At 70.6% G+C, this 24638-nt stretch carries 25 protein-coding genes and 1 pseudogene; 11 read left to right on the top strand and 15 right to left on the bottom strand.

Going from position 1 to position 24638, the window contains the following annotated elements; genetic code table 11:
- Positions 1 to 51: 51 nt before the first annotated feature.
- The gene (locus tag ACZ39I_RS08005) at positions 52 to 759 is read left to right on the top strand and encodes an SDR family oxidoreductase (RefSeq protein ID WP_467243607.1); all 708 of its coding nucleotides are present in this window, start codon (positions 52 to 54) and stop codon (positions 757 to 759) included.
- Positions 760 to 777: 18 nt separating this feature from the next.
- On the opposite strand, the gene ACZ39I_RS08000 is transcribed toward ACZ39I_RS08005, so the two are convergent.
- From ACZ39I_RS08000 to ACZ39I_RS07990, 3 genes are all read right to left on the bottom strand, one after another.
- Complete coding sequence (locus tag ACZ39I_RS08000) at positions 778 to 1971, bottom strand: CaiB/BaiF CoA transferase family protein (protein ID WP_467243606.1); 1194 nt, start codon at positions 1969 to 1971, stop codon at positions 778 to 780.
- A gap of 130 nt (positions 1972 to 2101) precedes the next feature.
- Positions 2102 to 2368, bottom strand: a complete 267-nt coding sequence (locus tag ACZ39I_RS07995; protein ID WP_352384667.1) for a hypothetical protein — start codon at positions 2366 to 2368, stop codon at positions 2102 to 2104.
- Positions 2369 to 2497: 129 nt separating this feature from the next.
- Complete coding sequence (locus tag ACZ39I_RS07990; protein WP_352384669.1) at positions 2498 to 2956, bottom strand: MarR family winged helix-turn-helix transcriptional regulator; 459 nt, start codon at positions 2954 to 2956, stop codon at positions 2498 to 2500.
- A gap of 147 nt (positions 2957 to 3103) precedes the next feature.
- Between ACZ39I_RS07990 and ACZ39I_RS07985 the strand changes: the two genes are divergently transcribed.
- Positions 3104 to 3457: a hypothetical protein gene (locus ACZ39I_RS07985; RefSeq protein ID WP_467243605.1), complete on the top strand. Its 354-nt coding sequence runs from the start codon at positions 3104 to 3106 to the stop codon at positions 3455 to 3457.
- 15 nt (positions 3458 to 3472) lie between these two features.
- Here the strand turns inward: ACZ39I_RS07985 and ACZ39I_RS07980 are convergent.
- Positions 3473 to 4256: pseudogene (locus ACZ39I_RS07980) on the bottom strand (PucR family transcriptional regulator); the annotation flags it as partial.
- Between the two features lie 146 nt (positions 4257 to 4402).
- On the opposite strand from ACZ39I_RS07980, the gene ACZ39I_RS07975 reads away from it, so the two are divergent.
- Together ACZ39I_RS07975 and ACZ39I_RS07970 are read left to right on the top strand one after the other, a co-directional pair.
- Complete coding sequence (locus ACZ39I_RS07975) at positions 4403 to 5371, top strand: TerC family protein (protein ID WP_467243604.1); 969 nt, start codon at positions 4403 to 4405, stop codon at positions 5369 to 5371.
- 109 nt (positions 5372 to 5480) lie between these two features.
- A complete protein-coding gene (locus tag ACZ39I_RS07970; RefSeq protein WP_467243603.1) occupies positions 5481 to 6362 on the top strand; it encodes an LLM class F420-dependent oxidoreductase in 882 nt (293 codons plus the stop codon).
- Positions 6363 to 6438: 76 nt separating this feature from the next.
- Here the strand turns inward: ACZ39I_RS07970 and ACZ39I_RS07965 are convergent, their stop codons facing one another.
- The gene (locus tag ACZ39I_RS07965; RefSeq protein ID WP_467243602.1) at positions 6439 to 7002 is read right to left on the bottom strand and encodes an NAD(P)H-dependent oxidoreductase; all 564 of its coding nucleotides are present in this window, start codon (positions 7000 to 7002) and stop codon (positions 6439 to 6441) included.
- 100 nt (positions 7003 to 7102) lie between these two features.
- Here ACZ39I_RS07965 and ACZ39I_RS07960 point away from each other — a divergent pair, with 100 nt between their 5' ends.
- The 4 genes from ACZ39I_RS07960 to ACZ39I_RS07945 are packed head-to-tail and all read left to right on the top strand — an operon-like array spanning position 7103 to position 11533.
- Entirely contained in the window at positions 7103 to 7783 is a 681-nt protein-coding gene (locus ACZ39I_RS07960; protein WP_467243601.1) for a TetR/AcrR family transcriptional regulator, read from the top strand.
- Between the two features lie 59 nt (positions 7784 to 7842).
- Positions 7843 to 8871: a LacI family DNA-binding transcriptional regulator gene (locus ACZ39I_RS07955; protein ID WP_467243600.1), complete on the top strand. Its 1029-nt coding sequence runs from the start codon at positions 7843 to 7845 to the stop codon at positions 8869 to 8871.
- 16 nt (positions 8872 to 8887) lie between these two features.
- Complete coding sequence (locus ACZ39I_RS07950) at positions 8888 to 10066, top strand: 4-hydroxybenzoate 3-monooxygenase (RefSeq protein WP_467243599.1); 1179 nt, start codon at positions 8888 to 8890, stop codon at positions 10064 to 10066.
- Positions 10067 to 10096: 30 nt separating this feature from the next.
- Positions 10097 to 11533 carry a benzaldehyde dehydrogenase gene (locus ACZ39I_RS07945; protein WP_467243598.1) on the top strand — a complete coding sequence of 479 codons (1437 nt, stop codon included), beginning with the start codon at positions 10097 to 10099 and terminating at the stop codon, positions 11531 to 11533.
- Between the two features lie 9 nt (positions 11534 to 11542).
- On the opposite strand, the gene trxA is transcribed toward ACZ39I_RS07945, so the two are convergent.
- Positions 11543 to 11929 (bottom strand): thioredoxin, encoded by a 387-nt coding sequence (trxA, locus tag ACZ39I_RS07940; protein WP_389996553.1) that lies wholly within the window; start codon positions 11927 to 11929, stop codon positions 11543 to 11545.
- A gap of 144 nt (positions 11930 to 12073) precedes the next feature.
- Here trxA and ACZ39I_RS07935 point away from each other — a divergent pair, with 144 nt between their 5' ends.
- Positions 12074 to 13513: a dihydrolipoyl dehydrogenase family protein gene (locus ACZ39I_RS07935; RefSeq protein WP_467243597.1), complete on the top strand. Its 1440-nt coding sequence runs from the start codon at positions 12074 to 12076 to the stop codon at positions 13511 to 13513.
- Between the two features lie 8 nt (positions 13514 to 13521).
- Here the strand turns inward: ACZ39I_RS07935 and ACZ39I_RS07930 are convergent, their stop codons facing one another.
- The gene (locus ACZ39I_RS07930) at positions 13522 to 14166 is read right to left on the bottom strand and encodes a peptide deformylase (protein WP_467243596.1); all 645 of its coding nucleotides are present in this window, start codon (positions 14164 to 14166) and stop codon (positions 13522 to 13524) included.
- Positions 14167 to 14290: 124 nt separating this feature from the next.
- Between ACZ39I_RS07930 and ACZ39I_RS07925 the strand changes: the two genes are divergently transcribed.
- Complete coding sequence (locus tag ACZ39I_RS07925) at positions 14291 to 15682, top strand: PepSY-associated TM helix domain-containing protein (RefSeq protein ID WP_467243595.1); 1392 nt, start codon at positions 14291 to 14293, stop codon at positions 15680 to 15682.
- Positions 15683 to 15735: 53 nt separating this feature from the next.
- Here ACZ39I_RS07925 and ACZ39I_RS07920 read toward each other — a convergent pair whose 3' ends face one another.
- Genes ACZ39I_RS07920 through ACZ39I_RS07910 form a run of 3 tightly spaced genes read right to left on the bottom strand, consistent with a single transcriptional unit; the run spans position 15736 to position 17070 of the window.
- Positions 15736 to 16077, bottom strand: coding sequence for a tetratricopeptide repeat protein (locus tag ACZ39I_RS07920; protein ID WP_467243594.1), 342 nt, complete (start codon positions 16075 to 16077; stop codon positions 15736 to 15738).
- Between the two features lie 55 nt (positions 16078 to 16132).
- Positions 16133 to 16591: a MarR family transcriptional regulator gene (locus tag ACZ39I_RS07915; protein WP_467243593.1), complete on the bottom strand. Its 459-nt coding sequence runs from the start codon at positions 16589 to 16591 to the stop codon at positions 16133 to 16135.
- Positions 16588 to 17070 (bottom strand): MarR family winged helix-turn-helix transcriptional regulator, encoded by a 483-nt coding sequence (locus ACZ39I_RS07910; RefSeq protein ID WP_467243592.1) that lies wholly within the window; start codon positions 17068 to 17070, stop codon positions 16588 to 16590. The genes ACZ39I_RS07915 and ACZ39I_RS07910 overlap by 4 nt, the downstream gene beginning before the upstream one ends.
- A 92-nt stretch (positions 17071 to 17162) precedes the next feature.
- On the opposite strand from ACZ39I_RS07910, the gene ACZ39I_RS07905 reads away from it, so the two are divergent.
- Positions 17163 to 18128: a pirin family protein gene (locus ACZ39I_RS07905; RefSeq protein WP_467243591.1), complete on the top strand. Its 966-nt coding sequence runs from the start codon at positions 17163 to 17165 to the stop codon at positions 18126 to 18128.
- 693 nt (positions 18129 to 18821) lie between these two features.
- Here the strand turns inward: ACZ39I_RS07905 and ACZ39I_RS07900 are convergent.
- The 5 genes from ACZ39I_RS07900 to ACZ39I_RS07880 are packed head-to-tail and all read right to left on the bottom strand — an operon-like array spanning position 18822 to position 24631.
- Positions 18822 to 19688: a sugar phosphate isomerase/epimerase family protein gene (locus tag ACZ39I_RS07900; protein WP_467243590.1), complete on the bottom strand. Its 867-nt coding sequence runs from the start codon at positions 19686 to 19688 to the stop codon at positions 18822 to 18824.
- Positions 19685 to 20701 carry a Gfo/Idh/MocA family oxidoreductase gene (locus ACZ39I_RS07895; protein ID WP_467243589.1) on the bottom strand — a complete coding sequence of 339 codons (1017 nt, stop codon included), beginning with the start codon at positions 20699 to 20701 and terminating at the stop codon, positions 19685 to 19687. The genes ACZ39I_RS07900 and ACZ39I_RS07895 overlap by 4 nt, the downstream gene beginning before the upstream one ends.
- Entirely contained in the window at positions 20698 to 22146 is a 1449-nt protein-coding gene (locus ACZ39I_RS07890; protein ID WP_467243588.1) for a sugar porter family MFS transporter, read from the bottom strand. The genes ACZ39I_RS07895 and ACZ39I_RS07890 overlap by 4 nt, the downstream gene beginning before the upstream one ends.
- A gap of 8 nt (positions 22147 to 22154) precedes the next feature.
- Positions 22155 to 23105: a TIM barrel protein gene (locus tag ACZ39I_RS07885; RefSeq protein WP_467243587.1), complete on the bottom strand. Its 951-nt coding sequence runs from the start codon at positions 23103 to 23105 to the stop codon at positions 22155 to 22157.
- A gap of 29 nt (positions 23106 to 23134) precedes the next feature.
- Entirely contained in the window at positions 23135 to 24631 is a 1497-nt protein-coding gene (locus ACZ39I_RS07880; protein WP_467243586.1) for a CoA-acylating methylmalonate-semialdehyde dehydrogenase, read from the bottom strand.
- Between the last annotated feature and the right edge of the window lie 7 nt (positions 24632 to 24638).

Raw genomic sequence — 24638 nt, 5'->3', positions numbered from 1 at the left:
GGAAGAAGGGTCTTCTGGCTGACCCCGCCGCGCTCCAGCAACCTGGTCGGCATGACGACAACACTCATCACCGGAGCGAACAAGGGTCTCGGTTTCGAGACCGCCCGCCGACTCGTCGCCGCGGGGCACACCGTCCATGTCGGCGCCCGTGACGTCGAGCGCGGCCGGCGTGCCGCCGACGCGCTCGGGGCACGGTTCGTCCAGCTCGACGTCACCGACGACGCATCCGTCGAGGCCGCGGCCAAGACCCTTCAGGCCGCGGGCGGCCTGGACGTCCTGATCAACAACGCCGGCATCGAGGCCCGGACCGAGGACAACAGCGTGCCGGTCGCGGAGACCGTGACCGCCGACCACATGCGCACCACCTTCGAGACGAACGTCTTCGGCGTCGTCCGCGTCCTGCACGCCTTCCTGCCGCTGCTCCAGCGCTCGGCCGCCCCCGTCGTGGTCAACGTCAGCAGCGGACTGGGCTCGCTGACCCACCTCTCCGACCCGGACAGCCCCGCGCACTTCTATCCGGGTATCGCCTACCCGACGTCCAAGGCCGCGATCAACATGCTCACCGTGCAGTACGCGAAGGCGTTCCCGGCCATGCGGATCAACGCCGTGGAGCCCGGTTTCACCAAGACCGACCTGAACGGCAACACGGGCACGCAGACCGTGGCGGAGGGCGCCGAGATCATCGTCCGTATGGCACAGGTCGCCCCGGACGGCCCGACCGGCGGCTACTTCGACGCCAAGGGCCCGCTGCCTTGGTGAACCCGGGTGAAGCGGGAGTCAGACGACTCCGTCCGCACGCAGCGCCGCGATGTCCTCGCCGGTACGGCCGAGCTGCGTGAGGATCGCCTCGGTGTGCTCGCCCACCCCCGGCACCGGGTCCATGCGGGCGGGCAGCCCCGCCAGGTCGGCCGGGGGCAGCAGCGCCTCCACCGTGGCCCCGCCGGGGACGGCGACCTCGTGCCAGCGGCCGCGGGCGGCCAGGACCGGGTGGTCGAGGAACGCGGCGACGTCATTGACCCCGGCACACGCGATACCGATGCCCTCCAGGTCCTTCAGGACCTGCGCGGCCTCGAAGCGTGCGATCCGCTCGGCGACCACGGCGTTGATCTCCTCGCGGTGGGCGACCCGGGCCGAGCCGGTGGCGAAGCGCGGGTCCCCGGCCAGCTCGGGCCGCCGCAGGAAATCGGCGCACAGAACCGTCCACTCGCGTTCGTTCTGGATGGAGAAGAGCACGTCGTTGCCGTCGGCCGCCGTGAAGGCGCCGTACGGGGCGATCGTGGCGTGCTGGGTGCCCAGACGCGGTGGCTGGCTGCCGCCGTAGCGCGTGTAGTTGGCCGGCTGGCTCATCCACTCGGCCAGTGCCTCGAACAGGGACACCTCCACCGGGTGGGCCCTGCCGGTGGTGGCGCGGGTGTACAGGGCGGTCAGGATGCCGCTGTAGGCGTACATCCCGGCCGCGATGTCGGCGACGGAGATTCCGACCCGCGCGGTCTCCTCGGCGGTCCCGGTCAACGACACGAGGCCCGTCTGGCACTGCACCAGCAGGTCGTACGACTTCCGGTCGGCCCACGGCCCGTCCGTGCCGTACCCGGAGATCGTGCACGGGATCAGCCGCGGCCGGCGCTCGGCGAGGACGTCCACGCCGAGGCCCAGCCGGTCGGCCGCGCCCGGAGCGAGGTTCTGGACGAACACGTCGGCGCCGTCGAGGAGTTGGTTGAGGATCTCGAGGCCGCGCGGGTCCTTCAGGTCCAGGGTGAGCGACTCCTTGGACCGGTTGAGCCACACGAAATAGCTGGAGTGGCCGTGCACGGTCGTGTCGTAGCGACGGGCGAAGTCACCCTCGCCCGGTCGCTCCACCTTGATCACCCGGGCGCCGAGATCGGCGAGTTGGCGGGTCGCGTAGGGCGCGGCCACCGCCTGCTCCAGGCTGACCACCGTGATCCCGGACAGGGGTAGCTGCGGCACGCTCATGCGGCCTTTGTACGGCCCGATCCGAGAGGGTGTCAACGACGGCCGGCCCCTGCGACCTGTGCGTTCGCCACCCCACGACGTCCCGCCGAGGTCGCCCGAGCCCCTTTCTACGGCCCTTTCGGCCCGGCGCTCAGTTCTCGCGGCCCGGGTGGCAGAGCACCATGACCGCGCGTGCGACGAGTTCTCCGGCCCCGCCGAGTTCCTGGCGGTAGCGGTCGGTGATCTCCCGTACGGCCTCCACGAAGCCCGGGTCGACGGCGCGGGCCCTGGCCGGGGCGGGGAGCTCCTGAGCCATCTCACGACGGCGCGCCAGCAGCGCGATGATCTCCTCGTCGAGACGCTCTATCCGAGTGAGTGACATGTCTTCGTCGGGGGTGGTGGCCTGGCTCGCCGTCACGCTGGTCTCCGTTCTCTGCGCGGAATGTGTCGCGTTCCTTCACCGCTGGTCCCTGAAGACCTTGCCCATGGCGGCTGTCGACAATTCCCGGGAGACGCAGTCGGGCCGGGCCGATGAGCGGGGAATGGCTCAGGCCGGTACGCCGTGGGCTTCCAGAGCTCTTACCAAGGGAGCGAGTTCGGGGTTGGCGGCAGCCTGATCGAGGGCCTCGCGCAGAGCCTTCTCGTTGGTGGGGCGGGCTTGTTCGAGGAGGGTGCGGCCGGCGTCGGTGACGTCGGTGTAGATGCCGCGGCGGTCGGTGGGACAGAGGTAGCGGGCGAGCAGGCCGCGGTCCTCCAGACGGGTGACCAGGCGGGTGGTGGCGCTCTGGCTGAGGACGACGGCGTCGGCGACCTGCTTCATCTGCAGGTGCCCGCCCTCGCCGTCGTGCTGGCGGCCCAGGACGTCGAGCAGGGAGTACTCACGCACACTGAGGTCGTGGGCGGACTGCAGGGCCTTCTCGATGTGCGCCTCGATCCGCCCGTGCAGCAGGGAGAGCGCGCACCACCCCTGGGCGAGGGCGGTCAGCGCGGGGTCTGTGGCGGTCATGGGGCCTGCTTCCTCCGTCCCGATACGGACGTCCGATACGGATGGGCCCAGGATATTGCATCGCTGAAACTTTCAGCGTCTGCTTCTATAGTGCGCGCGCAACTATCGCCTGCCCCGTACGCGTCCGCCCCCCAGAGAGCGTCTCCGATGACCACCCGGCCCTCCACCACGACCCTCTGGCGCCCGACCGGCCCCAAGGAACTCGACCTGGTCCGGGAACTCGACTGGCGCGCCTGGCCACCGAGGCTGCCCGAGCAGCCGATCTTCTACCCGGTCCTCAACGAGGACTACGCGATCAGGATCGCCAGGGACTGGAACGTCAAGCACGACGGCGCCGGCTTCGTGACCCGCTTCGAGGTCGAGACGGACTTCCTGAGCCGTTATCCCGTCCAGCAGGCGGGCGGCCGCACGATCCTCGAACTGTGGGTCCCGGCCGAGGAGCTGGACGACTTCAACGCGCACATCGTCGGCCGGATCGAAGTCGTGCACGAGTTCCGCTGACTCCCTGACTCTCCATTACGGCCGTGCCAAGTGCCGCATCGCGAGGGCCAGTTGCAGCCGCAGTCGCCCCTGAGGTGTGCGCAGCGGCCGGCCCAGCAGATGCTCAGCGTGGGGTGGACGTTGATCTCGGTGACAACCGCCCGCAGGCTGGTCGTCGAGACACCTGGACGTCGAGCGGCGGCTCCGCGCCCGGTGCGACGAGGCCGGCCGGCAGCGCGACGCCGCCCAGTTCGTCGGCGTGGACGACCGTCGGTCAGGGTCCCGAGCCGTGCCCTCCGCGGTGAACCGCAGCGCGGTGCGGGCGCCCGCCCAGGACCGCGGCAGATCGAGCACGGGCACGGCGGGGCCCACCTCGACCCGCCCGGCGGGCAGTTCGGCGTCCGCCCGCCCGGCCACGACCCGGGGCCGCCCGTCGAGCGGGGCCAGCGCACGAGCGGTGGCCGCGGCAGTCCGAGCCCGCGTGCCGCGTGCCGCGTGCAGCCGGGCGGCCTCGGGGGCGGCGGCAACCAGCACGGCCTCGACCAGCGCGGGATCATCGGCGGGCGCGCGTCCCCGCTTACGGTCCAGCACGAGCCGTACGGCCCCCGCGGCCCGCTCCAGGATCACCGCGTCGACCACACTGGGTCGCCGCCCGGCCCGTTCCAGTCAGAGCGCGGCGTCCCCGCCGGGGGTCAGGGCGGCGTAGGGCCAGCCGGGGTTTCGGCGCCGTCCCGGAGTCCCGGCGCGTCCCAGCGGCCTCGACCCGCACCTGCACCCGCCGCTCGGCATCGACCAGCCGCGCAGGCACGCCGGCCGGCACGCGGGTGGCGAGCGTGGAGATTCTGCCGTGTTCCGGCGTGACCTGCGGTTCCTTGCCATCGCGTGACCTGTTGTTCACCTTTTGTAGGTGGAAAGGATCCCCTGTGATGGCAACGCTGTCGGTGCCCCCCATGCACAGGAGAACCAGTGAACGTCTCGCTCACCGTCTGGCTGCTGACCGTCGTCGCCCTGTGCGTCCTGGTCGGCGCCGACTTCTTCATCGGCCGCAGACCCCACGACGTGTCGGTCAAGGAGGCCGGCATCTGGACCGTCGTCTGGGTCGTGCTGGCCTGTCTCTTCGGACTCGGGCTGTTCCTCTTCGGCGGGGGGAAGCCCACGGGCGAGTTCTTCGCGGGATACGTCACCGAGAAGTCCCTGAGTGTCGACAACCTCTTCGTGTTCGTCCTGATCATGGGGAAGTTCGCGGTGCCCTCGCAGTACCAGCAGCGGGTGCTGATGGTCGGCGTGGTGATGGCGCTCGTGCTGCGCGCCGGGTTCATCGCGGCCGGAGCGGCGATCATCTCCGCGTTCTCCTGGGTGTTCTACCTCTTCGGCGCCTTCCTGATCTGGACCGCCTGGAAGCTCGTCCAGGACGCCCGCAAGGACGCACATGACGAGGAGTACGAGGAGAACAAGCTGCTGAAGATGGTGGAGAAGCGTTTCGGCGTGGCGGACCGCTATCACGGCACCAAGCTGTGGATCGAGCAGAACGGCAAGCGGGTCATGACCCCGATGCTGGTCGTGATGCTCGCCATCGGCTCGACCGACGTGCTGTTCGCGCTCGACTCGATCCCCGCGATCTACGGCCTCACCCAGGACCCGTACATCGTCTTCACCGCCAACGCCTTCGCCCTGATGGGCCTGCGCCAGCTGTACTTCCTCATCGGCGGCCTGCTGAAGAAGCTGGTCCACCTCAGCTACGGCCTGTCGATCATCCTGGGCTTCATCGGCGTCAAGCTGGTGCTGCACGCCCTGCACGAGTCGGGGGTCCACGTCCCCGAGATCGGCATCCCCTTCTCCCTCGGCTTCATCGTCCTCGTCCTGGCGGTCACCACCCTGACGAGCCTGCGCGCCGCGAAGAAGCAGGAGCAGGCGGAGGCGGAACCCGTGGCGTGACGGGAACCCAGCCCCGCGCGTCTCTCGAACCAATCCGCCCTTGACTTCGAGAGCACTTCAAGCTCTAGCGTCGGCAGGGTCGATGAAGGTCCCGTGAACGGAGACGGCCATGCGTGTGGGCGTGCACATCAACCGGTTCAACCACCCGGCGGGCGCACCCGCCCTCGGTGCCGAGCTCGCCGCCGCGGGTGCCGCGGCGGAGGCGGCCGGGGTGAGCTGGCTGTCGGTGATGGACCACTACTTCCAGATGGAGTTCAACGGCGGCGCCGAGGACCCCATGCTGGAGGCGTACACGACCCTGAGCTTCCTCGCGGCCCACACCGAGACGGTCCGGCTCGGCGCGCTGGTGACCGGAGTGACGTACCGTCATCCCGGCCTGCTCGCCAAGATCGCCACCACGCTCGACGTGCTCTCCGGCGGCCGGGCCGCCCTCGGCATCGGGGCCGCCTGGTACGACCGGGAGCACGAAGGGCTCGGCGTGCCGTTCCCGCCCCTCGCGGAGCGCTTCGAGCGGCTGGAGGAGACCCTGCGGATCTGCCTCCAGATGTGGGACCCGGCGGCGAACGGCCCCTTCGAGGGCACCCACTACCGGCTCGCCGAAACCCTGTGCGTACCGGCCCCGGTCAGCACTCCGCGCCCCGAGATCATGATCGGCGGCAGCGGCGAGAAGAAGACGCTCCGCCTGGTCGCCCGCTACGGCGACGCCTGCAACCTCTTCGCCACCTCGCCCGAGGAGGTCACGCACAAGCTCGACGTGCTGCGCCGGCACTGCGACACCGAGGGGCGTGACTACGACGAGATCCGCAGGACGATGACCTACACGCCGGACGGAGCCGACGGCGGCGACCTGGACGCCTTCACCCGGGACATCACCGGCTACACCAAGCTCGGTATCGACACGGTCATCCTCGCCCCGCGCACCGGCGCCCCCGCCGAGTGGATCGAACGCTTCACGGCACCCGCCGTACAGCGGCTCGCGGAACTGGACTAGGGCCGGTGCCGCGGGCCGGCGGACACGGTAAAGGGGCCGGAGTTCAAGAACTCCGGCCCCTTTACCGCGCGGCAGGTCAGGCCGCGGCGGTCTCACCCGTGTTGCTGTGCAGCTGCGCGACGACCTCGGCCAGCTGCGCGGCGACCTCGGCGTCGTCGGCCGGGTGGGTCTCGGCGAAGCGCACCAGCGAACCCGGGATGGACAGCTTGACGTCCTCGAGCACCTTGCCGCCGGCGATGCCCACCGACTTGCGGGTCTCGTCCTGCGCCCACACGCCGCCGAACTGGCCGTACGCGGTACCGACCACGGCGACCGGCTTGCCGCCGAAGGCGCCGGCGCCGAAGGGGCGCGACAGCCAGTCGATGGCGTTCTTCAGCACCGCCGGGATGGTGCCGTTGTACTCGGGGGAGAAGAACAGGAACGCGTCGGAGGCATGCGCGGCCTCACGCAGCTTGGCGGCGGCCGCGGGGACGCTGCCCTCCACGTCGATGTCCTCGTTGTAGAAGGGAATGTCGCCGAGGCCCTCGAAGAGCACGACCTCCGCGCCCTCGGGGGCGTGCTTGACGGCCGCCTCGGCGAGCTGGCGGTTGGTCGAACCGGCGCGGAGGGATCCGACGAGCGCGAGAATGCGAACAGACATGCGTAACTCCAAGGATGCTGAAACACTGCGGCAATCTTCCGGACCGGGGTCCGTTTATGTTCTAACACCCTAACCGGACCGAGGTCCAGTTTTCTTCCCGATGCTTTACGCTGGCTTCATGTCCGCGACCCTGCCCCCGTTCCCGACGCCTCAGGAGCCCTTCGACGAGCCGCAGCTTCTGGAGGTCGGTTCCGCCCTCGACGAGCCCTGCCTGCGCGCCGACGCGGCCCGCAACCGCGCCCGTCTGCTGGAGGCCGCGGCCCGGCTGATCGCGGAGCACGGGGTGACGGGAGTCACCATGGAGGCGGTGGCCACGGCGGCCGGCGTCGGCAAGGGCACGGTCTTCCGCCGCTTCGGCGACCGCACCGGACTGCTCATGGCACTGCTGGACCACTCCGAGCGCTCGCTCCAGGCGGACTTCCTCGGCGGCCCGCCGCCGCTGGGTCCCGGCGCCCCTCCGGCGGACCGGCTGCGGGCGCTCGGCGTGGCCGTGCTGTACCGCTCCGCCGAACAGCTGGACCTGCAGCTGGCCGCGCAGGCGGAGCCCACCCGCCGCCATTCCCACCCGTCGACCCGGGCGCTGCACATGCACGCCACCGTGCTGCTGCGGCAGATCCTCCCGGACGCCGACTGCGACCTCCTGGCCCACACGCTGATGGGGTATCTCGACCCGGCCCTCATCCACCACCTCACCCGGCAGTGCGGAATGCCGCTGGAGCGCCTGGAGGCCGGCTGGAACGACCTCGTCTCCCGGGTGACCGGCACCGACGCCTCGCGCTGAGCGAAAGCGGCAACCCCCATGTGAGCACCTTCACAGCTTCTGCAAAGATGACGGTCGTCATGGTGCAAATACAGAACACGTCCGCGTCCTCCGTCAGGCGCCCGGTTCCCACGAGCGCCGATGTGGCCCGCCTGGCCGGCGTCTCGCGTGCGACCGTCTCCTACGTCCTCAACAACACCAGCGCCGTCCGGATCAGCGAGCCCACGCGCCGCCGTGTCCACGCGGCCGCCAAGGAACTCGGCTACGTCCCGCACGCCGCCGCCCGCAGCCTGCGCGCCGGCCACAGCCGGATGGTCCTGATGCCCGCCCCGGCGATTCCGGTCGGCCCGCTCTACAGCCAGTTCATCAGCGATCTCCAGTGGGCCCTGGGTCGACTCGACTACACCGTCGTGCAGTACGGCAGCGTCGGCCTCCAGGGCGACGAGGCGGCGCGTGCCTGGGCCGAGCTGCGCCCGGTCGCCGTCCTGGTGCCCGGCGCGGGGCTCGGCCCGCAGGGCGTGGCCCTGCTGCGGCGCTCCGGTGCCCGCGCGGTGGTCACCCTCGGTCCCGAGGCGGTCGAGGGGGCCCACGCCCTGCTCATGGACCACGCGGGCGTCGGCCACAGCGCCGCCGCCCACCTGTACGCCCGCGGCCGGCGCCGCATCGGGGTCGTGGTGCCCGCCGAGGCCGGCCTGGATGCCTTCTCGCTGCCCCGTCTGGCCGGGGTGCGCAGGGCTCTGGACGGCACGGACGCCACCTTGACGGAGCTGTCCCTCGCCTACGAGGAGCAGGCCGCGGCCGGCCTCGCCGCCCGCTGGCGGGAACTCGACCTCGACGCCGTGTTCGCTTACAACGACGAGTACGCGATGCTGTTAATGCGTGCCCTCCAGGACGAGGGTGTGCGCATCCCGGAGGACACGGCGGTGATCGGCGCCGACGACCTGCTCCTCGGCCGGCTGCTGCGGCCCCGGCTGAGCACGGTCCACCTCGAGCTCCCGTCCGGCCGTGACCTCGCCGAACTGGTCGACCGCGCGGTGCGCGAACCGGGCGCCGCGACCGAGACGCACACGGTGCTGGGGGCCACGGTCGTGCACCGCGACTCCAGCTGACGCGGAAGGGTCTGCCATGCGCACCACGGTCGGGATCATCGGCGGCGGCCCCGCCGGACTGCTCCTCGCCCGCCTGCTGCACCTGGCCGGCATCGACTGCGTGGTCCTGGAGAGCAGGACGCGGGAGTACGTCGAGCACCGCCAGCGCGCCGGGATGCTGGAGCAGGGCACGGTCGACGCCCTGCGCGCGGCCGGCGCCGCCGCGCGGCTGGACGCGGAGGGACTGGTCCACCAGGGCATCGAGCTGCGGTTCGCCGGGGAGCGGCACCACCTCGACTTCCCCGTCCTCACCGGCGGCCGCACGGTCACCGTCTACGCCCAGACCGAGATCGTGAAGGACCTCGTCGCGCTCCACCTGGCCGAGGGGCCGCCACTGTTGTTCGGGGCGGAGGCCCTGGCGGTCGAGAAGCCGGGGAGCGACACCCCGGTGGTGCGGTTCCGGCACGAGGGCCGCGAACAGACCCTGACCTGCGACTGGGTCGCCGGCTGCGACGGCTTCCACGGCATCTCGCGCGGGGCGTTCCCGACGGCGACGAGCCGGACGTACGAGCGCGACCACCCGTACTCCTGGCTCGGGATCATGGCCGATGTCGCCCCGTCCTGCGAAGAGTTGATCTACGCCCGCGGGGAGCGGGGCTTCGCCCTGCACAGCATGCGCTCGCTCGCGGTCTCCCGGCTCTACCTCCAGGTCCCCAACGGCACCGACCCGGACGACTGGCCCGACGAGCGGATCTGGGACGAGCTCGCCGCCCGCTTCGCGATCGACGCCGACTGGACCCTCGCGAGAGGTCCGATCACCGCCAAGTCCGTGACGCCCATGCGCAGTTACGTCCACGAACCGATGCGGCACGGCCGTCTTCTGCTAGCCGGCGACGCCGCGCACATCGTGCCGCCGACCGGAGCGAAGGGCCTCAACCTCGCCGTGTCGGACGTGTCCCTCCTGGCCCGGGCCCTGATCGGTCTGCACCGCACAGGATCGACACAACTGATCGACAATTATTCGGAGTTGTGTCTTTCTCGTGTGTGGCAGGCCACCCGGTTCTCGGATGACATGACTAGGATGTTGCATGCTCAACCAAATGGGGATGCCTTCGAGAGCCGGATGCAGCTCGCACGGCTGCGCCGCATCACCGCATCCCGCCATGCGGCCGCCGAACTGGCCGCGAACTACACGGGACTACCGCTCCCCGTGTGAGTCCCACCGGTGATCGAACGGAGAGCCGTCATGTCGTTGCTCGACCCCAAGAGCTGGCAGCCCCACCCCCTTTCAGGACCCGAGTACGCGGTCACCGAACCCGCCACCGGCGACACGCTCGCCACCGTCGGCCTGGCCACCGGCGCCGACGTGGAGCGTTCCGCCGAGGCAGCCCGCGCCGCCCAGGCCGAGTGGGCCAGGCTCCCGCACTTCGTCCGCGCCGGGGTACTGCGCAAGGCCGGTGACCTGTTCGCCGCGCACGCCGACGAACTGCGCGGATGGCTCGTCCGGGAGTCCGGGTCCATCCCCGGCAAGGCCGACTTCGAACTGCACGTGGCCGCTCAGGAGTGCTACGAGGCAGCCGCCCTCGCCTCCCGCCCCGCGGGCCAGGTCCTGCCCAGCGAAGCGCCCCGGCTGTCCTACACGCGCCGGATCCCGGTCGGCGTGGTGGGCGTGATCTCGCCCTTCAACGCCCCGCTGATCCTCTCGATCCGCTCGGTCGCCCCGGCCCTCGCCCTCGGCAACGCCGTGATCCTCAAGCCCGACCCGCGCACCGCGGTCTGCGGCGGCCTCTCGCTCGCCGCGGTCTTCGCCGAGGCCGGGCTGCCCGAGGGACTGTTCCATGTCCTGCCCGGCGGCCCGGACGTCGGGCAGGCCCTGGTCGCCGACCCGCGGATCCCCGTCATCTCCTTCACCGGCTCGACCGCGGCGGGCCGAGCGGTCGGCGAGGCGGCCGGACGCCACCTCAAGCGCGCCCACCTGGAACTGGGCGGCAACTCCGCCCTGATCGTCCTGGAGGACGCCGACATCGAGGCCGTCATCTCCACGGCGGCCTGGGGATCCTTCTTCCACCAGGGCCAGATCTGCATGACGACGGGCCGGCACCTGGTCCACGCGTCACTGTACGAGGAGTACGTGGAGCGCCTGGCCGCCAAGGCCGACTCGCTCGCCGTCGGCGACCCGAACCGCGAACAGGTCCACCTCGGACCGATCATCGACGACAACCAACTCGCCAAGGTGCACGGCCTGGTCGAGGCCAGCACCGCGCAGGGCGCCAAGCTGGCCGCCGGCGGCACGCACGACAGGCTCTTGTACCGCCCGACGGTCCTCGCGGGCCTCGACGACAGCACACCCGCCTACGCCGAGGAGGTCTTCGGACCCGTCGCGCCCGTACGGTCCTTCAGCTCGGTCGACGAGGCGGCCGCGCTGGCCGCCACGGGGCCCTACGGCCTCTCGCTCGGCATCGTCACCGGGGACGCGGCCCGCGGCCTCGACCTGGCGGAGCGGATCCCGACCGGCATCGTGCACATCAACGACCAGACCGTGAACGACGAGGCGGTCGCGCCCTTCGGCGGTATCGCCGCGTCCGGCACCGGCGCCCGGTTCGGCGGCGAGGCCAACGTGGAGGCCTTCACCGACGTGCGCTGGACGACGGTACGCGCGGACGTGGCGACGTACCCCTTCTGATCCGGGGCCCTACTCGCCGTTCTGCCCGGCCTGGGCCTGCTGCTCGGCCACGGACTTGCGGACCTCGTCCATGTCCAGCTTGCGGGCCTGCCCGATGACGTCCGTCAGGGCGGACTCGGGCAGCGCCCCGGGCTGGGCGAACACCGCGACCTGGTCGCGGACGATCATCAGCGTCGGGATCGACTGGATACCGAAGGCCTGGGCCAGCTCCGGCTGCGCCTCGGTGTCCACCTTGCCGAAGACCAGGTCGGGGTTGTCCTCGGCGGCCTTCTCGTAGACCGGCGCGAACTGGCGGCAAGGACCGCACCAGGCAGCCCAGAAATCGATCAGGACGAACTCGTTGTCCGTGACCATCTGGTCGAAGTTCTCCTTGGTGAGCTCCACGGTGCTGCTCATGACGTGATCCCTCTTCCTGGTCTCGGAGCGAAGCCGTCGGCACAACACGGCCGGTCGGCCCGGTATTCCACAGCCGGCACCTGTGGACATGCGCCGCGCGTACCCCTGCTGGCCCGAGCGCACACCACCCACCAGACTGGGCCCATGACGGAAACGGAAAACATCGCCTCCAGTACCTACGACGTAGTGGTGCTCGGTGCCGGACCCGTGGGGGAGAACGTGGCCGACCGCACCCGCGCGGCCGGCCTGTCCACCGCGGTCGTGGAGAGCGAACTGGTCGGCGGAGAATGCTCCTACTGGGCCTGTATGCCCAGCAAGGCCCTGCTGCGGCCGGTGATCGCCCAGGCGGACGCGCGCCGCCTGCCCGGTCTGAGCGCCTCGGTGCAGGGCCCCCTCGACGCGGCCGCGGTCCTCGCACGCCGGGACTACTGGGCCTCGGACTGGAAGGACGACGGCCAGATCGGCTGGCTGGAGAGCATCGGCGCCGACCTCCACCGTGGCCACGGCCGTCTCACCGGAGAGCGCACGGTCACCGTCACCGGCCCGGACGGCGTACGGAAGGTGCTGACCGCCCGGCACGCCGTGGCCGTGTGCACCGGCACCCGCGCCGTGCTGCCCGACCTGCCGGGCCTCGACGAGGTCAAGCCGTGGACCAGCCGCGAGGCGACCAGCGCCAAGGCGGCACCGGGGCGGCTCGTCGTGGTCGGCGGGGGAGTGGTCGCCACCGAGATGGCCACGGCCTGGCAGGCCCTCGGCTCACAGGTGACGCTCCTGGTACGCGGAAAGGGCCTGCTCAACCGCATGGAGCCGTTCGCCGGGGAACTCGTCGCCGAGGCGCTCACCGAGGCGGGCGTGAGCGTCCGCACCGGTACCTCGGTCGAGTCGGTCGCCCGCGAGAACGGCACGGTCGTGGTCGTCACCGACACCGGCGACCGCATCGAGGCCGACGAGATCCTGTTCGCCACCGGACGCGCCCCGCGCACCGACGACATCGGCCTCGACACCATCGGCCGGGAACCCGGCAGCTGGCTGGAGGTCGACGACAGCCTCCGCGTGACCGGCAGCGACTGGCTCTACGCCGTCGGCGACGTCAACCACCGCGCGCTCCTCACCCACCAGGGCAAGTACCAGGCCCGCATCGCCGGAGCCGCCATCTCCGCCCGCGCCTCGGGCACCTCGGTCCAGGCGGACCCGTGGGGCGCGCACGCCGCCACCGCCGACCACGACGCCGTGCCCCAGGTCGTCTTCACCGACCCGGAGGCCGCCTCCGTGGGCCTCTCCCTGGCGGAGGCCGAACAAGCCGGCCACCGGGTCCGCGCGGTCGATTACGACCTCGCCTCGGTGTCGGGCGCCGGTCTCTACGGCGACGGCTACCGCGGCCGCGCCCGCATGGTCGTCGACCTGGAACGCGAGATCCTCCTCGGCGTCACCTTCGTCGGCCCCGGCGTCGGCGAACTGATCCACTCCGCGACGATCGCGGTCGCCGGCCAGGTCCCGATCAGCAGGCTGTGGCACGCGGTCCCGTCGTACCCGACGATCAGTGAGGTGTGGCTGCGACTGCTTGAGGCCTACCGGGACAACTAGCAGTACGTCTAAGGCAGTTCGAAGCCGAGGGACGCGGCCGCCTGCTCCGGCGTCGGCTGCGTCCAGCGCTCGGCCATCGCCTGGTTCGAGGACAGCGAGCGCAGCTCGGCGCGGTCGAGGTAGAGCACGCCGTCGAGGTGGTCCGTCTCGTGCTGGACGATCCGCGCGGGCCAGCCGCGGAACACCTCGTCGACCGCGCGGCCGTTCTCGTCCTCGCACCTGAGCCGGACCTCGGCGGGCCGCGCCACCACGGCCTGCCACCCCGGCACGCTCAGACACCCCTCGAAGAACGCCACCCGCCCGGTGCCGACCGGCTCGTACGACGGATTGACCAGGACCCGGAACGGCTGCGGGACGCGTCCACGCGCCAGCCGGATCTCCTCGGGAACCGGGGCGGGGTCCTCGATCACCGCGATCCGCAGGGGGACTCCGACCTGAGGGGCGGCGAGCCCCACGCCGGGCGCCGCGTGCATCGTGATGCGGAGGGCCTCGACGAAACGGGACAGGAGAGTGCCGTCCAGGTGGCCGTCGTAAGGCTCGATGCCTTGCCGCAGCACCGGATCGCCGGCCGCGACGATCGGGAGCGGGCCGTCCGTGGTGAGGAGTTCCTCGACCAGTTCGGCAAGGGGCTTGCGGTGACTCGGAGTTGCCATCGCGCCAGGATGCCACGAGAACCTCTTGTGTGACGCAGGTCACTGGAAGTGCCGGGAACTCGGCGCCCCCGCTCTCCGACTACTGGACCGCCACCGTCCGTCCCCAGCCCTCGGAGAACCGCCGATGTCCATCGCCCCCCCGACGTCCACGGACGAGGCCGCACAACCGGTCGCCCCGGCGCCGACCCCCAGCAGATGGGCCCCGCTGCGCCCGCTCGTGCTGCGTCTGCACTTCTACGCCGGTGTGTTCGTCGCCCCCTTCCTGCTCATCGCCGCCGTCACCGGCTTCCTGTACGCGGGCGCCTTCCAGGCCGAGAAGATCGTCTACCGGCACGAGATGACCGTCCCCGTCGGTGACGCCGAACTGCCCATCTCCGACCAGGTGGACGCCGCCCGCAAGGCCCACCCCGAGGGCACGGTCTCGGCGATACGGCCCTCGCCCGCGGCCGACGCGACGACCAGGGTGATGCTGTCCGGCGTGCAGGGAGTCGACCCGAACCACACCCTGGCCGTGTTCGTCGACCCGTACACCGGCAAGGTCCGCGGCACGCTGGAGCAGTACGGCTCGACCGGCGCACTGCCGCTGCGCACCTGGATCGACGAGTTCCACCGCGACCTCCACCTCGGCGAGAACGGCCGCCTCTACAGCGAGTTCGCCGCCAGCTGGCTGTGGGTGATCGCGGGCGGCGGCATCGTGCTGTGGTTCTCCCGCCGCCGCGCCCTGCGCAAGGTCCGCGGCACCAGCGGGCGGCGCCGCACCCTCGGACTGCACGGTAGCGTCGGCGTCTGGGCCGCGGCCGGCTTCGTCTTCCTGTCGGCGACCGGACTGACCTGGTCGACGTACGCCGGCGCCAACATCGACGAACTGCGCACCTCGCTGGGCCAGTCCACGCCCTCGGTCTCCTCGGCCGCGGGCGGCGACCACTCGGGCCACGGCGCGTCCGCCTCGGCCGGGGACGCCGAGCACGGCGTGGGCCTCGACAAGGTGCTGGCCGCCGCCCGCGCCGAAGGTCTCGGCAACCCCGTCGAGATCGTCCCGCCCGCCGACGCCTCGTCGGCCTATGTCGTACGGCAGGTGCAGCGCAGCTGGCCCGAGAAGCAGGACTCCGTCGCCGTCGACCCGGCCACCGGCAAGGTCACCGACACGCTGCGGTTCGCGGACTACCCGCTGCTCGCCAAGCTGACCCGCTGGGGCATCGACCTGCACACCGGTGTCCTGTTCGGGCTGGTCAACCAGATCGCCCTGATGCTGCTCGCACTCTCGCTGGTCCTGCTGATCGTGTGGGGCTACCGCATGTGGTGGCAGCGCGGCCGGGGCTCCGCCTTCGGCCGGCCGATCCCGCGCGGCGCCTGGCAGCAGGTCCCGCCGCAGATCCTGGTGCCCGGCGTGGTGCTGGTCGCCGTGCTCGGCTACTTCGTGCCGCTGCTCGGCATTCCGCTGGCCGGCTTCATCGTGGCCGACGTGATCCTCGGCGAGATCGCCCATCGGCGGGGGCAGAGGAACGCGACGGCCTGAGACGGACGTGGGCCCGGTTCCTGTGCGGAACCGGGCCCATGTGTCGTCGAGGGCTACTCGAAGTCGCCCGCCAGTGCCGAGGCGAGGCGCAGATGAGGCTCGGCCTCCTCTTGCCTGCCCTGCCGCTCGAGGGTGCGGCCGAGCATCAGCCGGGCGTACTGCTCGACCGGGTCCCGCTCGACGATCACCCGCAACTCACTTTCCGCGCGCCGCAGTTGGGCCGAGTGGTAGTAGGCGCGCGCCAGCAGCAGCCGCGGCCCGGTCTGCTCCGGAACCTCCTCGACCAGCCTGTCCAGGACGCGCGCCGCCGTGGCGTACTCCTTGGCGTCGAAGAACATCAGCGCGCGCTCCCAGCGCTCCGCCGGTGTTCCGTGGTCGTAGTACGTGGTCTCCACTCGTGCCTCCTTCGCCTTCGAGGCCGTCAACAGAGCCGGGTAGTTCAATATTCCACTACTGGGCAATGGTGGCGAGCTCCGCGTCCGCGCGCTCGGTGATGAGGCTCAGGACGCGTCCGGCGACCGCGAGATCCTCCGCGGGGATGCTGGTGTAGACCCGGGCGGTGACGGGGGCGGTCTCGGCGGACGTCGTCTCGAACAGTTCCCGGCCGGCGTCCGTGATCCGCACATGAGACGACTCATGGGGAGCCAGTAGCCCTGTGGCGATGAGTTCGTCGACCACGGAGTGCGCCTCCGCCGCGTCGATCTTCAGGGCGCCGACGACGTCCGCGACGATGCGGTCACGCTCGACCGGCCCCTCCGCGACGGCGGCCAGTCGCAACGTGACGGACTGCTGGAAGGTCACGCCGTGGCGGGCCAGGACCTTCTCGAGAACCGCGCGGGCCGCGTAGTGGGCCAGGGCTATGACGCGGGGGTTGAGGAGGGGAGTGGCGGTGGGAGTGGTGGTGGTCATGACTGCTCCTTGAGGTTCTCGTTCGTCGGATCGAGAGGTGCGTCGAGCAGGACCGTCAGCTCACGCCTGAACTCCCGCGTGCGCGCGCTGTCCAGGCCGCCGAGCGGTGCCAGCAGTTGCTTCAGGAGCCCCTGGACGACCTCGATGGCCTGCCGGGTGCGCTCGCGGCCCTCCTCGGTGAGCGCCAGTTGCACCGCGCGCGGGTCGCGCGGGTCGCGGGCGCGCTCCAGGAGCCCGGCGCTCTCCAGGGAGCGCGCCAGCTTGGAGACGTAGAGCGGTTCCAGGCCGGTCTGGTCGGCCAGGCGTCGCTGGCTGGGGCGTTCGCCGCCGCGCTGCATGCCGTACAGCGAGGCCACCAGCGAGTACTGGGCGTGTGTCAGACCGAGTGGCGCCACCGCGCGGTCGACCGCGACCCGCCATTTCATCGACAGTCGCCAGACCAGGAAACCGGGCGTGGCGCCCTCGGATGTCGTACTCATGCCCGATACGGTACATGGCTACTATGTCCTTGGCTACTATTCTCGGAGGGACTGCCTGACGGGAAACGCGCCACGGGTCTAGGTTGGGCGACATGAGCAATCTTGATCGCCAGGCGGTTCCCTCCCTGTGCGGCGGCCGCGGCTTCGTGGTGGCGGAACCCGTGCGCGAACTCCTCAGCCCCCGCCGCGTGAAGCTGGGCGAGTCCAGTGAGGTGCGCCGGCTGCTGCCCAACCTGGGCCGCCGCATGGTCGGCGCCTGGTGCTTCGTCGATCACTACGGCCCCGACGACATCGCCGACGAGCCGGGCATGCAGGTGCCCCCGCACCCGCACATGGGCCTGCAGACCGTGAGCTGGCTGCACCAGGGCGAGGTCCTGCACCGCGACTCCACCGGCAGCCTCCAGACCATCCGCCCCCGTGAGCTGGGCCTGATGACCTCCGGACGCGCGATCAGCCACTCCGAGGAGAGCCCGAAGTCCCACGCCCGGTTCCTGCACGGCGCTCAGCTCTGGGTCGCCCTCCCGGACGGACACCGCCACACCGACCCGCACTTCGAGCACCACACCGGGCTGCCGCAGATCACGGCTCCCGGCCTGACGGCCACGCTGATCCTGGGCGAGCTCGACGGCGCACGCTCACCCGGCACGACGTACACCCCCATCGTCGGCGCCGACCTGAGCCTGGCCCCCGGCACGGACGTACGCCTGCCGCTGGAACCGGACTTCGAGTACGCCGTCCTGTCCATGTCCGGCGAGGCCCACGTGGACGGGGTGGCGGTGCTGCCCGGCTCGATGCTCTACCTCGGCTGCGGCCGCACCGAACTCCCGCTGCGCGCCGAGTCCGACGCGGGCCTGATGCTCCTGGGCGGCGAGCCCTTCGACGAGGAGCTGGTCATGTTCTGGAACTGGATCGGGCGGTCCCAGGAGGAGATCGAGCAGGCGCGTCAGGACTGGATGACAGGGACGCGGTTCGGTGAGGTGAAGGGGTACGACGGGGCGCCGCTGCCCGCTCCGGAGCTGCCGCCGCTGCCGTTGAAGCCGCGCGGAAGGGTGCGCTGACCTGCTGAGATGCGCCGTTGGGGTTGCCGGGGGTGAGAGGGCAGGATCTTCACTTCCGGGGCCTGATTGACGGAGCAGGTTGGGCGAAGGGGGGATCCGAAAGCCCTCGCATTGGCGGATCGTTGATTCCAAGATGCAGTCGTGTGTGGGCAGGTGTGGCAGTCCGCTTGCTGACTCTCCTGGCGGCGCGTCAGTCACTGATGGAACGATCGCGGCGCCATCTGGTCGGGGAACCGCAACCGCATCCTTCGGCCCCGCCCATAGAGTGTGAGGCCAGGCGGTGGAGCGTGGCGCCCAGCAGTTTGTCGGCAGGGACTGGGGCGACTGCCGCTTCGAAGGTCATGGCCTGGTCGGTTCGGTGGGCAGCGATCAGGTTGCCGACACAGAGCACGTACTAGGCCATGTGCTCGACCGTGACGGTCTTCTCGCTGTCGGTCAGGCAGTAGGTCGGGATCCCGCCCCGGGTGGTGAGCGAACTTACAGAGCGCCCCTGTCCGACCTCCGCCCGCCAAGGACCGCGACGTGACCTCCCCGATCGACGACGGTCGGGTCGCCAGCACCGAACGGCGCCGACGACGCGTCCAGAAAAACGGCGCCGACCGCCGCAACGCCGTAGCCGCCCGACACGCCACTGCGGGAGTGCCCTGCGTTCCGGAGGCGGACCTCAGGCGCTCTCGGCCTCCGGGCGAGGGACTACGTCGCGAGTTCCTTGGTGATGCGGTCGAGCATGAACGCGGAGGAGTCCGTGGCGCGTTCCTCCCAGGCGAAGACGCAGGCGGTGGCGACGCCGTCGAAGTGCAGCTCGCGCAGGGTGCCGAAGAAAGCGTCCCAGTCGACCTCGCCCTGGCCGATGTCGAGGTGCTGGTGGATGCGGGCCGTGGTGCCGGGCGGGTTGAGGATGTAGCGCAGGCCGCTTGAGCCCTTGTGGTTGAAAGAGTCGGCAATGTGGACGTGCTGGAGCTTGTCGCCCGCGTAGCGCATCATCGCGGCGATGTCCGCCGTCGGGTCCGCCCCGGAGAGGTGGAAGGAGTGCGGTGCGCAGTAGAGGTAGTTCACCCATGGCTTGTTGATGGCGCGGACCAGGTCGACAGCCGGGGTGTTCTCCTCGCAGAAGTCGTCGGGGTGGGCCTCCAGGTTCAGAGCGATGCCTTCGCGCTCGAACAGCGGCAGCAGTTCCTCCAGGGAGCGCCAGAACGCGGACTCGCTCTCGGCGGCGCGCTCGGGGCGGCCGTTGAACTCGCTGTTCATCAGCGGGCATTCGAGGTCCGCGGTGATCTCGATCATCCGCTTCCAGTAGCGGACGGCGGCCTGCCGCTCGGTCTCGTCGGGCGAGGACCATTTGTACAGCGGCAGCACGGAGGACAGCTTCACGCCGTGCGTGTGCAGGGCGTTCTTCAGCTGGGCGGTGCGCTCGTCGTCCGCCCGCGGATGGAGGAAGAACGGCATGAAGTCGTCACGCGGCGACAACTCGATGTATTCGTAGCCGAGTTCGGCCACCGTGCGCACCATGTCGTCGATCGGCAGAGCGCGAAACATGTAAGGGTCGAGGGCGATCTTCACGCGGCACCTCCGTAGAAGGCGGGTCGGGGCTTGAGGTCCGTGGCGACGACGCGGCCCGACTCCAGGGCCTCGGCGGTCGCGCTGGTGATGACGGTCGCGGCGTAGCCGTCCCAGGCCGACGGGCCCGTGGGCTCGTTGCCGGCTGTCACGTTCGTGATCCACTCGCGGAACTCGGTGTCGAAGGCGTCCGCGAAGCGGCCCACCCAGTCCGTGAGTACCTCTGTGCTGTGCTGGGCGGCGACGCGGACACCGACGGCGGGCGGATCCGGCAGACGGACCAGCCCCTCCTCGCCGACGGCCTCGCACTGGATGTCGTAGCCGTACTGGCAGTTGACGAAGACCTCCAGGTCGATGCGGACACCCTTGGCTGTCTCGAAGAGCATGATCTGGGGGTCCTTGAGGTGGGAGAACCGCTTGCTCGTGGCGCGCGGGGTGAGCACCTGGGTGGAGACGATCTCGTCGTCGAGGAGCCAGCGCAGCACGTCCACCTCGTGCACGGCCGTGTCCAGGGCCGCCATGGCGGAGGTGTACGACTCCGGGACGGTCGGGTTGCGGTGGGCGCAGTGCACGATCAGCGGCTCGCCGATCCGGCCGGAGTCGATGACCTGCCTCATCTTCCGGTATCCGGCGTCGTAGCGGCGCATGAAGCCGACCTGGACCAGGCGGCGGCCGTGCGCGACCTCGGCCTCGACGACCTTCAGGCAGTCCTCGGCGGTCGTCGCGAGGGGCTTCTCGCAGAACACCGGTTTCCCGGCGGCTATCGCGTTCAGCACGTGCTCGGCGTGGGTCGGGCCCCAGGACGTCACGAGCACGGCGTCGACGTCGTCCGCGGCGATCAGGGCAGCGCCGTCGGGCAGCACTCGGGCGCCGACCGGCGCCGCTGCCTCCGCGGCCCGGGCGGCGTCGATGTCGGTGACCGCGGTGACGCGGGCGCCGGTGACGGTGTCGGTGAGACGCCGGATGTGCTCCTTGCCGATCCAGCCGGCGCCAATGACACCTACACGTACAGTCATGATCGTTTCCTAACTGGGTCCGACTGGGAGAAGCGCGCCCGGAGTTCGGCTTCGAGGGTTTCGAGGGTGCGACCCCTGGTCTCGGGGACGTAGAGCTTGACGAAGGTGAACGAGAAGACGCCTGCCACGACGAAGAGGAAGAAGGTGCTGGAGACTCCGATCCCGGAGACGAGGGACGGGAAGACCAGGCCGATCGCGAAGTTGGTCAGCCACAGCACCACGGCGGCGATCCCCATCCCGAACCCGCGCATGCGCATCGGGAAAATTTCCGAGAGCATCAGCCAGGTCACCGGGGAGATCGCGCCCTGCTGGAAGGCGAGGAAGGTGACCGTCATCGCGAGCACCGCGTACGCCCGGCCGTCGCCGGACGGCAGCATCAGCGAGAACACCCCGATCAGCAACAGGGCTGACGTGGTACCGATCTGACCGGTCATCAGCATCGGCCGACGAGGTACCCGGCCCAGCAGCCAGATGCCGACGAAGGTGGCCAGTACCGAGATGACGCCGTTGGCGATGTTCGCGGTCAGCGCGCTGTCGGCGGCGAAGCCGGCGTCGGTGAGGATCTGGGTGCCGTAGTACATGATCGTGTTGACGCCGGTGATCTGCTGCACGATCGCGATGCCGAAGCCGATGAGCATCAGCTTGCGCAGCCATGGCGTGGACCTCATGTCCTGCCAGCCACCCAGCTTCTCCTGCTCCTCTTTCACGACGAGCGCGGACACCTCGGCGAGCTCGGCCTCGGCCCGCTGCTGGGAGCGCACCTGCTTGAGCACGTCGAGAGCCTCGGTGAAGCGGGTCTTGGAGGCCAGCCAGCGTGGGCTCTCCGGCATCACCAGCATGCCGAACCACAGCACCACGGCCGGGATGGTGGCGAGCACGAGCATCCAGCGCCACACTCCGCCGGACTCACCTCCGACCTGGGCGATGACCGCGTTCGAGGTGAAGGCCAGCAACTGCCCGCTGACGATCATCAGTTCGTTGCGGGTGACCAGTGCGCCGCGCCGCTCGGCGGGAGAGACCTCGGCGAGGTAGACCGGCACGGTCACCGAGGCGCCGCCGACCGCGAGGCCGAGCACGAACCGGGCCACCACCATGACCGCGACGTTCGGCGCGAGCGTGCAGCCCAGCGCGCCGACGAAGAAGATCACGGCGAGGGTGAGGATCGTACGGCGCCGTCCGCGCGCGTCCGACAGCCGGCCGCCGGTCACCGCGCCCAGGGCCGCGCCGAGCAGCAGCGAGCTGGTGACCATGCCCTCGGTGAAGGGAGTCAGGCCCAGATCGTCGGTCATGTACGGCAGGGCGCCGTTGATGACGCCGGTGTCGTAGCCGAAGAGCAGGCCGCCGAAGGTGGCGATGACGGTGATGACGCGCAGCCGCCGGGAGACGGCGGGCGGGGCGTCGTTCGTGCGGGTGGGGGCCTGAGTCGCGTCGTCCCTGACGTCCATGGCGCCTCCTATCGATCGAGGTTCGGGCGTCGGGTACCCGCCAGCCCGCAGCCCGCCAGATGCTCACGCGTGCTGACCGCGATGGGCAGCGGCACCTCGGGAGCGCACGGGTACAGGTCCTGCTCGACGATCACGAACAACTCGGCGTCCAGCTGCGCCAGTTCGGCCACCACGTCGGCCGGGTTCGGCACACCGGCCGGGGGTGACACACAAACTCCGCGCTTCACGGCCTCGCCGAACGAGAGGTCCTCGGCGGTCACTTGGGCGAGCACGGCCGGGTCCATCTGCTTGATGTGGACGTAGCCGACGCGCTCGCCGAAGCGGCGGATCAGGTCGAGGTTGTCGCCGCCGCCGTAGGCCACGTGTCCGGTGTCCAGGCAGAGGTTGGCGTAGCGCGAGTCCGACTCGTTCAGCAGCCGTTCGATCTCCGGCTGGGTCTGGATGTGGCTGTCGGCGTGCGGGTGGATGACGAGGCGTATGTCGTACTCGTCGAGCAGTACCTTGCCCAGTCGGTCGGCGGCCTTGCCGAAGCCCGCCCACTGCTCGGCGGTCAGCTCGGGCGACTCGGTGAACGCGCCGGTCTTCTCGTCCCGGTACATCGGCGGGATCAGGACCAGGTGGTGGGCACCCGCGGCAGCCGTCAGCGTGGCGACCTGGCGGACGTGGGTGAGCATGTCGTCCCAGGCTTCCGGCCGGTGCAGTGCGCCGAAGGCGGTGCCGCCGGAGACCCGGAGCCCGTGGGCGTCCAGCTCCGCCTTCAGCCGCTGTGGGTCGGTGGGGAGGTAGCCGTAGGGGCCGAGCTCCAGCCACTGGTACCCGGCCGCGGCCAACTCGTCGAGGAAGCGGGTGTACGACACCTGGTGCTCGTCCTCGGGGAACCAGACGCCCCAGGAGTCGGGGGCGGAGCCCAGGCACAGGTTGCCTGCGGTGGTGCGGAGCGGGGATGGCGCCGTTGCCATGGCGTGTCCTTCGGGAGAGGGGACGGGGGTCAGTTGGAGGTGGGGAAGTCGAAGCCGGCGGCGACGCTGTGGCTCTGCTGGGGCCAGCGGGTCGTGACGACCTTGGGGCGGGTGTAGAAGCGGATGCCCTCGGGGCCGTGGATGGGGTTGTCGCCGATGAGGGAGTCCTTCCAGCCGCCGAAGGAGTAGTACGACATCGGGACGGGCACGGGGACGTTGATGCCGATCATGCCGACGTGGATGGTGCGCTGGAATCGGCGGGCGGCCTCACCGGAGGCGGTGAACAGGGCGGTGCCGTTGCCATAGGGGTTGGCGTTGATCAACGCGATCGCTTCGTCGAGGGACTGGACGCGCACGACGGCCAGGACCGGCCCGAACAACTCCTCCTTGTAGGCGTCCATCTCAGCGGTGACGTGGTCGAGGAGGGACGGGCCGGTGAAGAAGCCCTCCTCGTGGCCGTCGACCTTCAACCCACGCCCGTCGACGACCACGGTGGCGCCCTGGGTGGCGGCGGTGCCGACTGCGTTCTCGACACGCTCCTGGGCGGCCTTGGTGACCAGGGGGCCCATCTCCGTGCCGGGCACGTCACCGGGACCGACCTGCACCTCGCGGGCCTTGCGCTCCAGGACCTCGACCAGCCCGTCCGCGGCATCGCCGACCGCGACGGCCACGGAGACGGCCATGCAGCGCTCACCGGCGGAGCCGTAGGCGCCGGCTGTGATGTGGTTCGCGGCGAATTCCAGGTCCGCGTCCGGGAGAACGACGGCGTGGTTCTTGGCGCCGCCGAGGGCCTGGACCCGCTTGCCGTGCGAAGTGGCCTGCTCATGCACGTACTTGGCGATCGGCGTCGATCCGACGAAGGAGACGGCCGCGATGCCGGGGTGGGTGAGGAGGGCGTCGACGGCGTCCTTGCCGCCGTGCACGACGTTGAAGACGCCGTCCGGAAGACCTGCCCTCCGGTACAGCTCGGCGACGAAGTTCGCGGCCGAGGGGTCGCGTTCGCTGGGCTTGAGGATGAAGGTGTTGCCGGTGGCGATGGCGATCGGGTGCATCCACAGCGGCACCATCGCGGGGAAGTTGAAGGGGGTGATGCCCGCCACCACGCCGAGCGGCTGACGGAAGTTGTGCACGTCCACGCCGCGCGAGACCTGGTCGGAGAAGCTGCCCTTGAGGACGTCACCGAGGCCGCAGGCGAACTCCACGACCTCACGGCCGCGGGTGATCTCGCCGCGGGCGTCGTCGACCGTCTTGCCGTGCTCGGCGGAGATGACCCGGCCCAGCTCCTCTTCGTGCTCCACCAGCAACTGGCGGAAGGCGAACATGACCTGGGTGCGCTGGGTGAGGGACGACTCCGACCAGGTCTCGAAGGCGCGGGAGGCCGCCTGGACCGCCGTGTCGACGTCGGTGGCGCCGCCGAGGACGACCTGGGCCTGCTCCTGTCCGGTGGCCGGGTTGAACACCGGCTGGGTGTCGGAGGCGGAACCCGGGGTGGGGGAGCCGTTGATCCAGTGCTCGATGGTCTTCACGGTGCGG

Source organism: Streptomyces sp. NPDC024687 (assembly GCF_055559055.1).
This window is presented reverse-complemented; position numbering and strand designations above follow the sequence as displayed.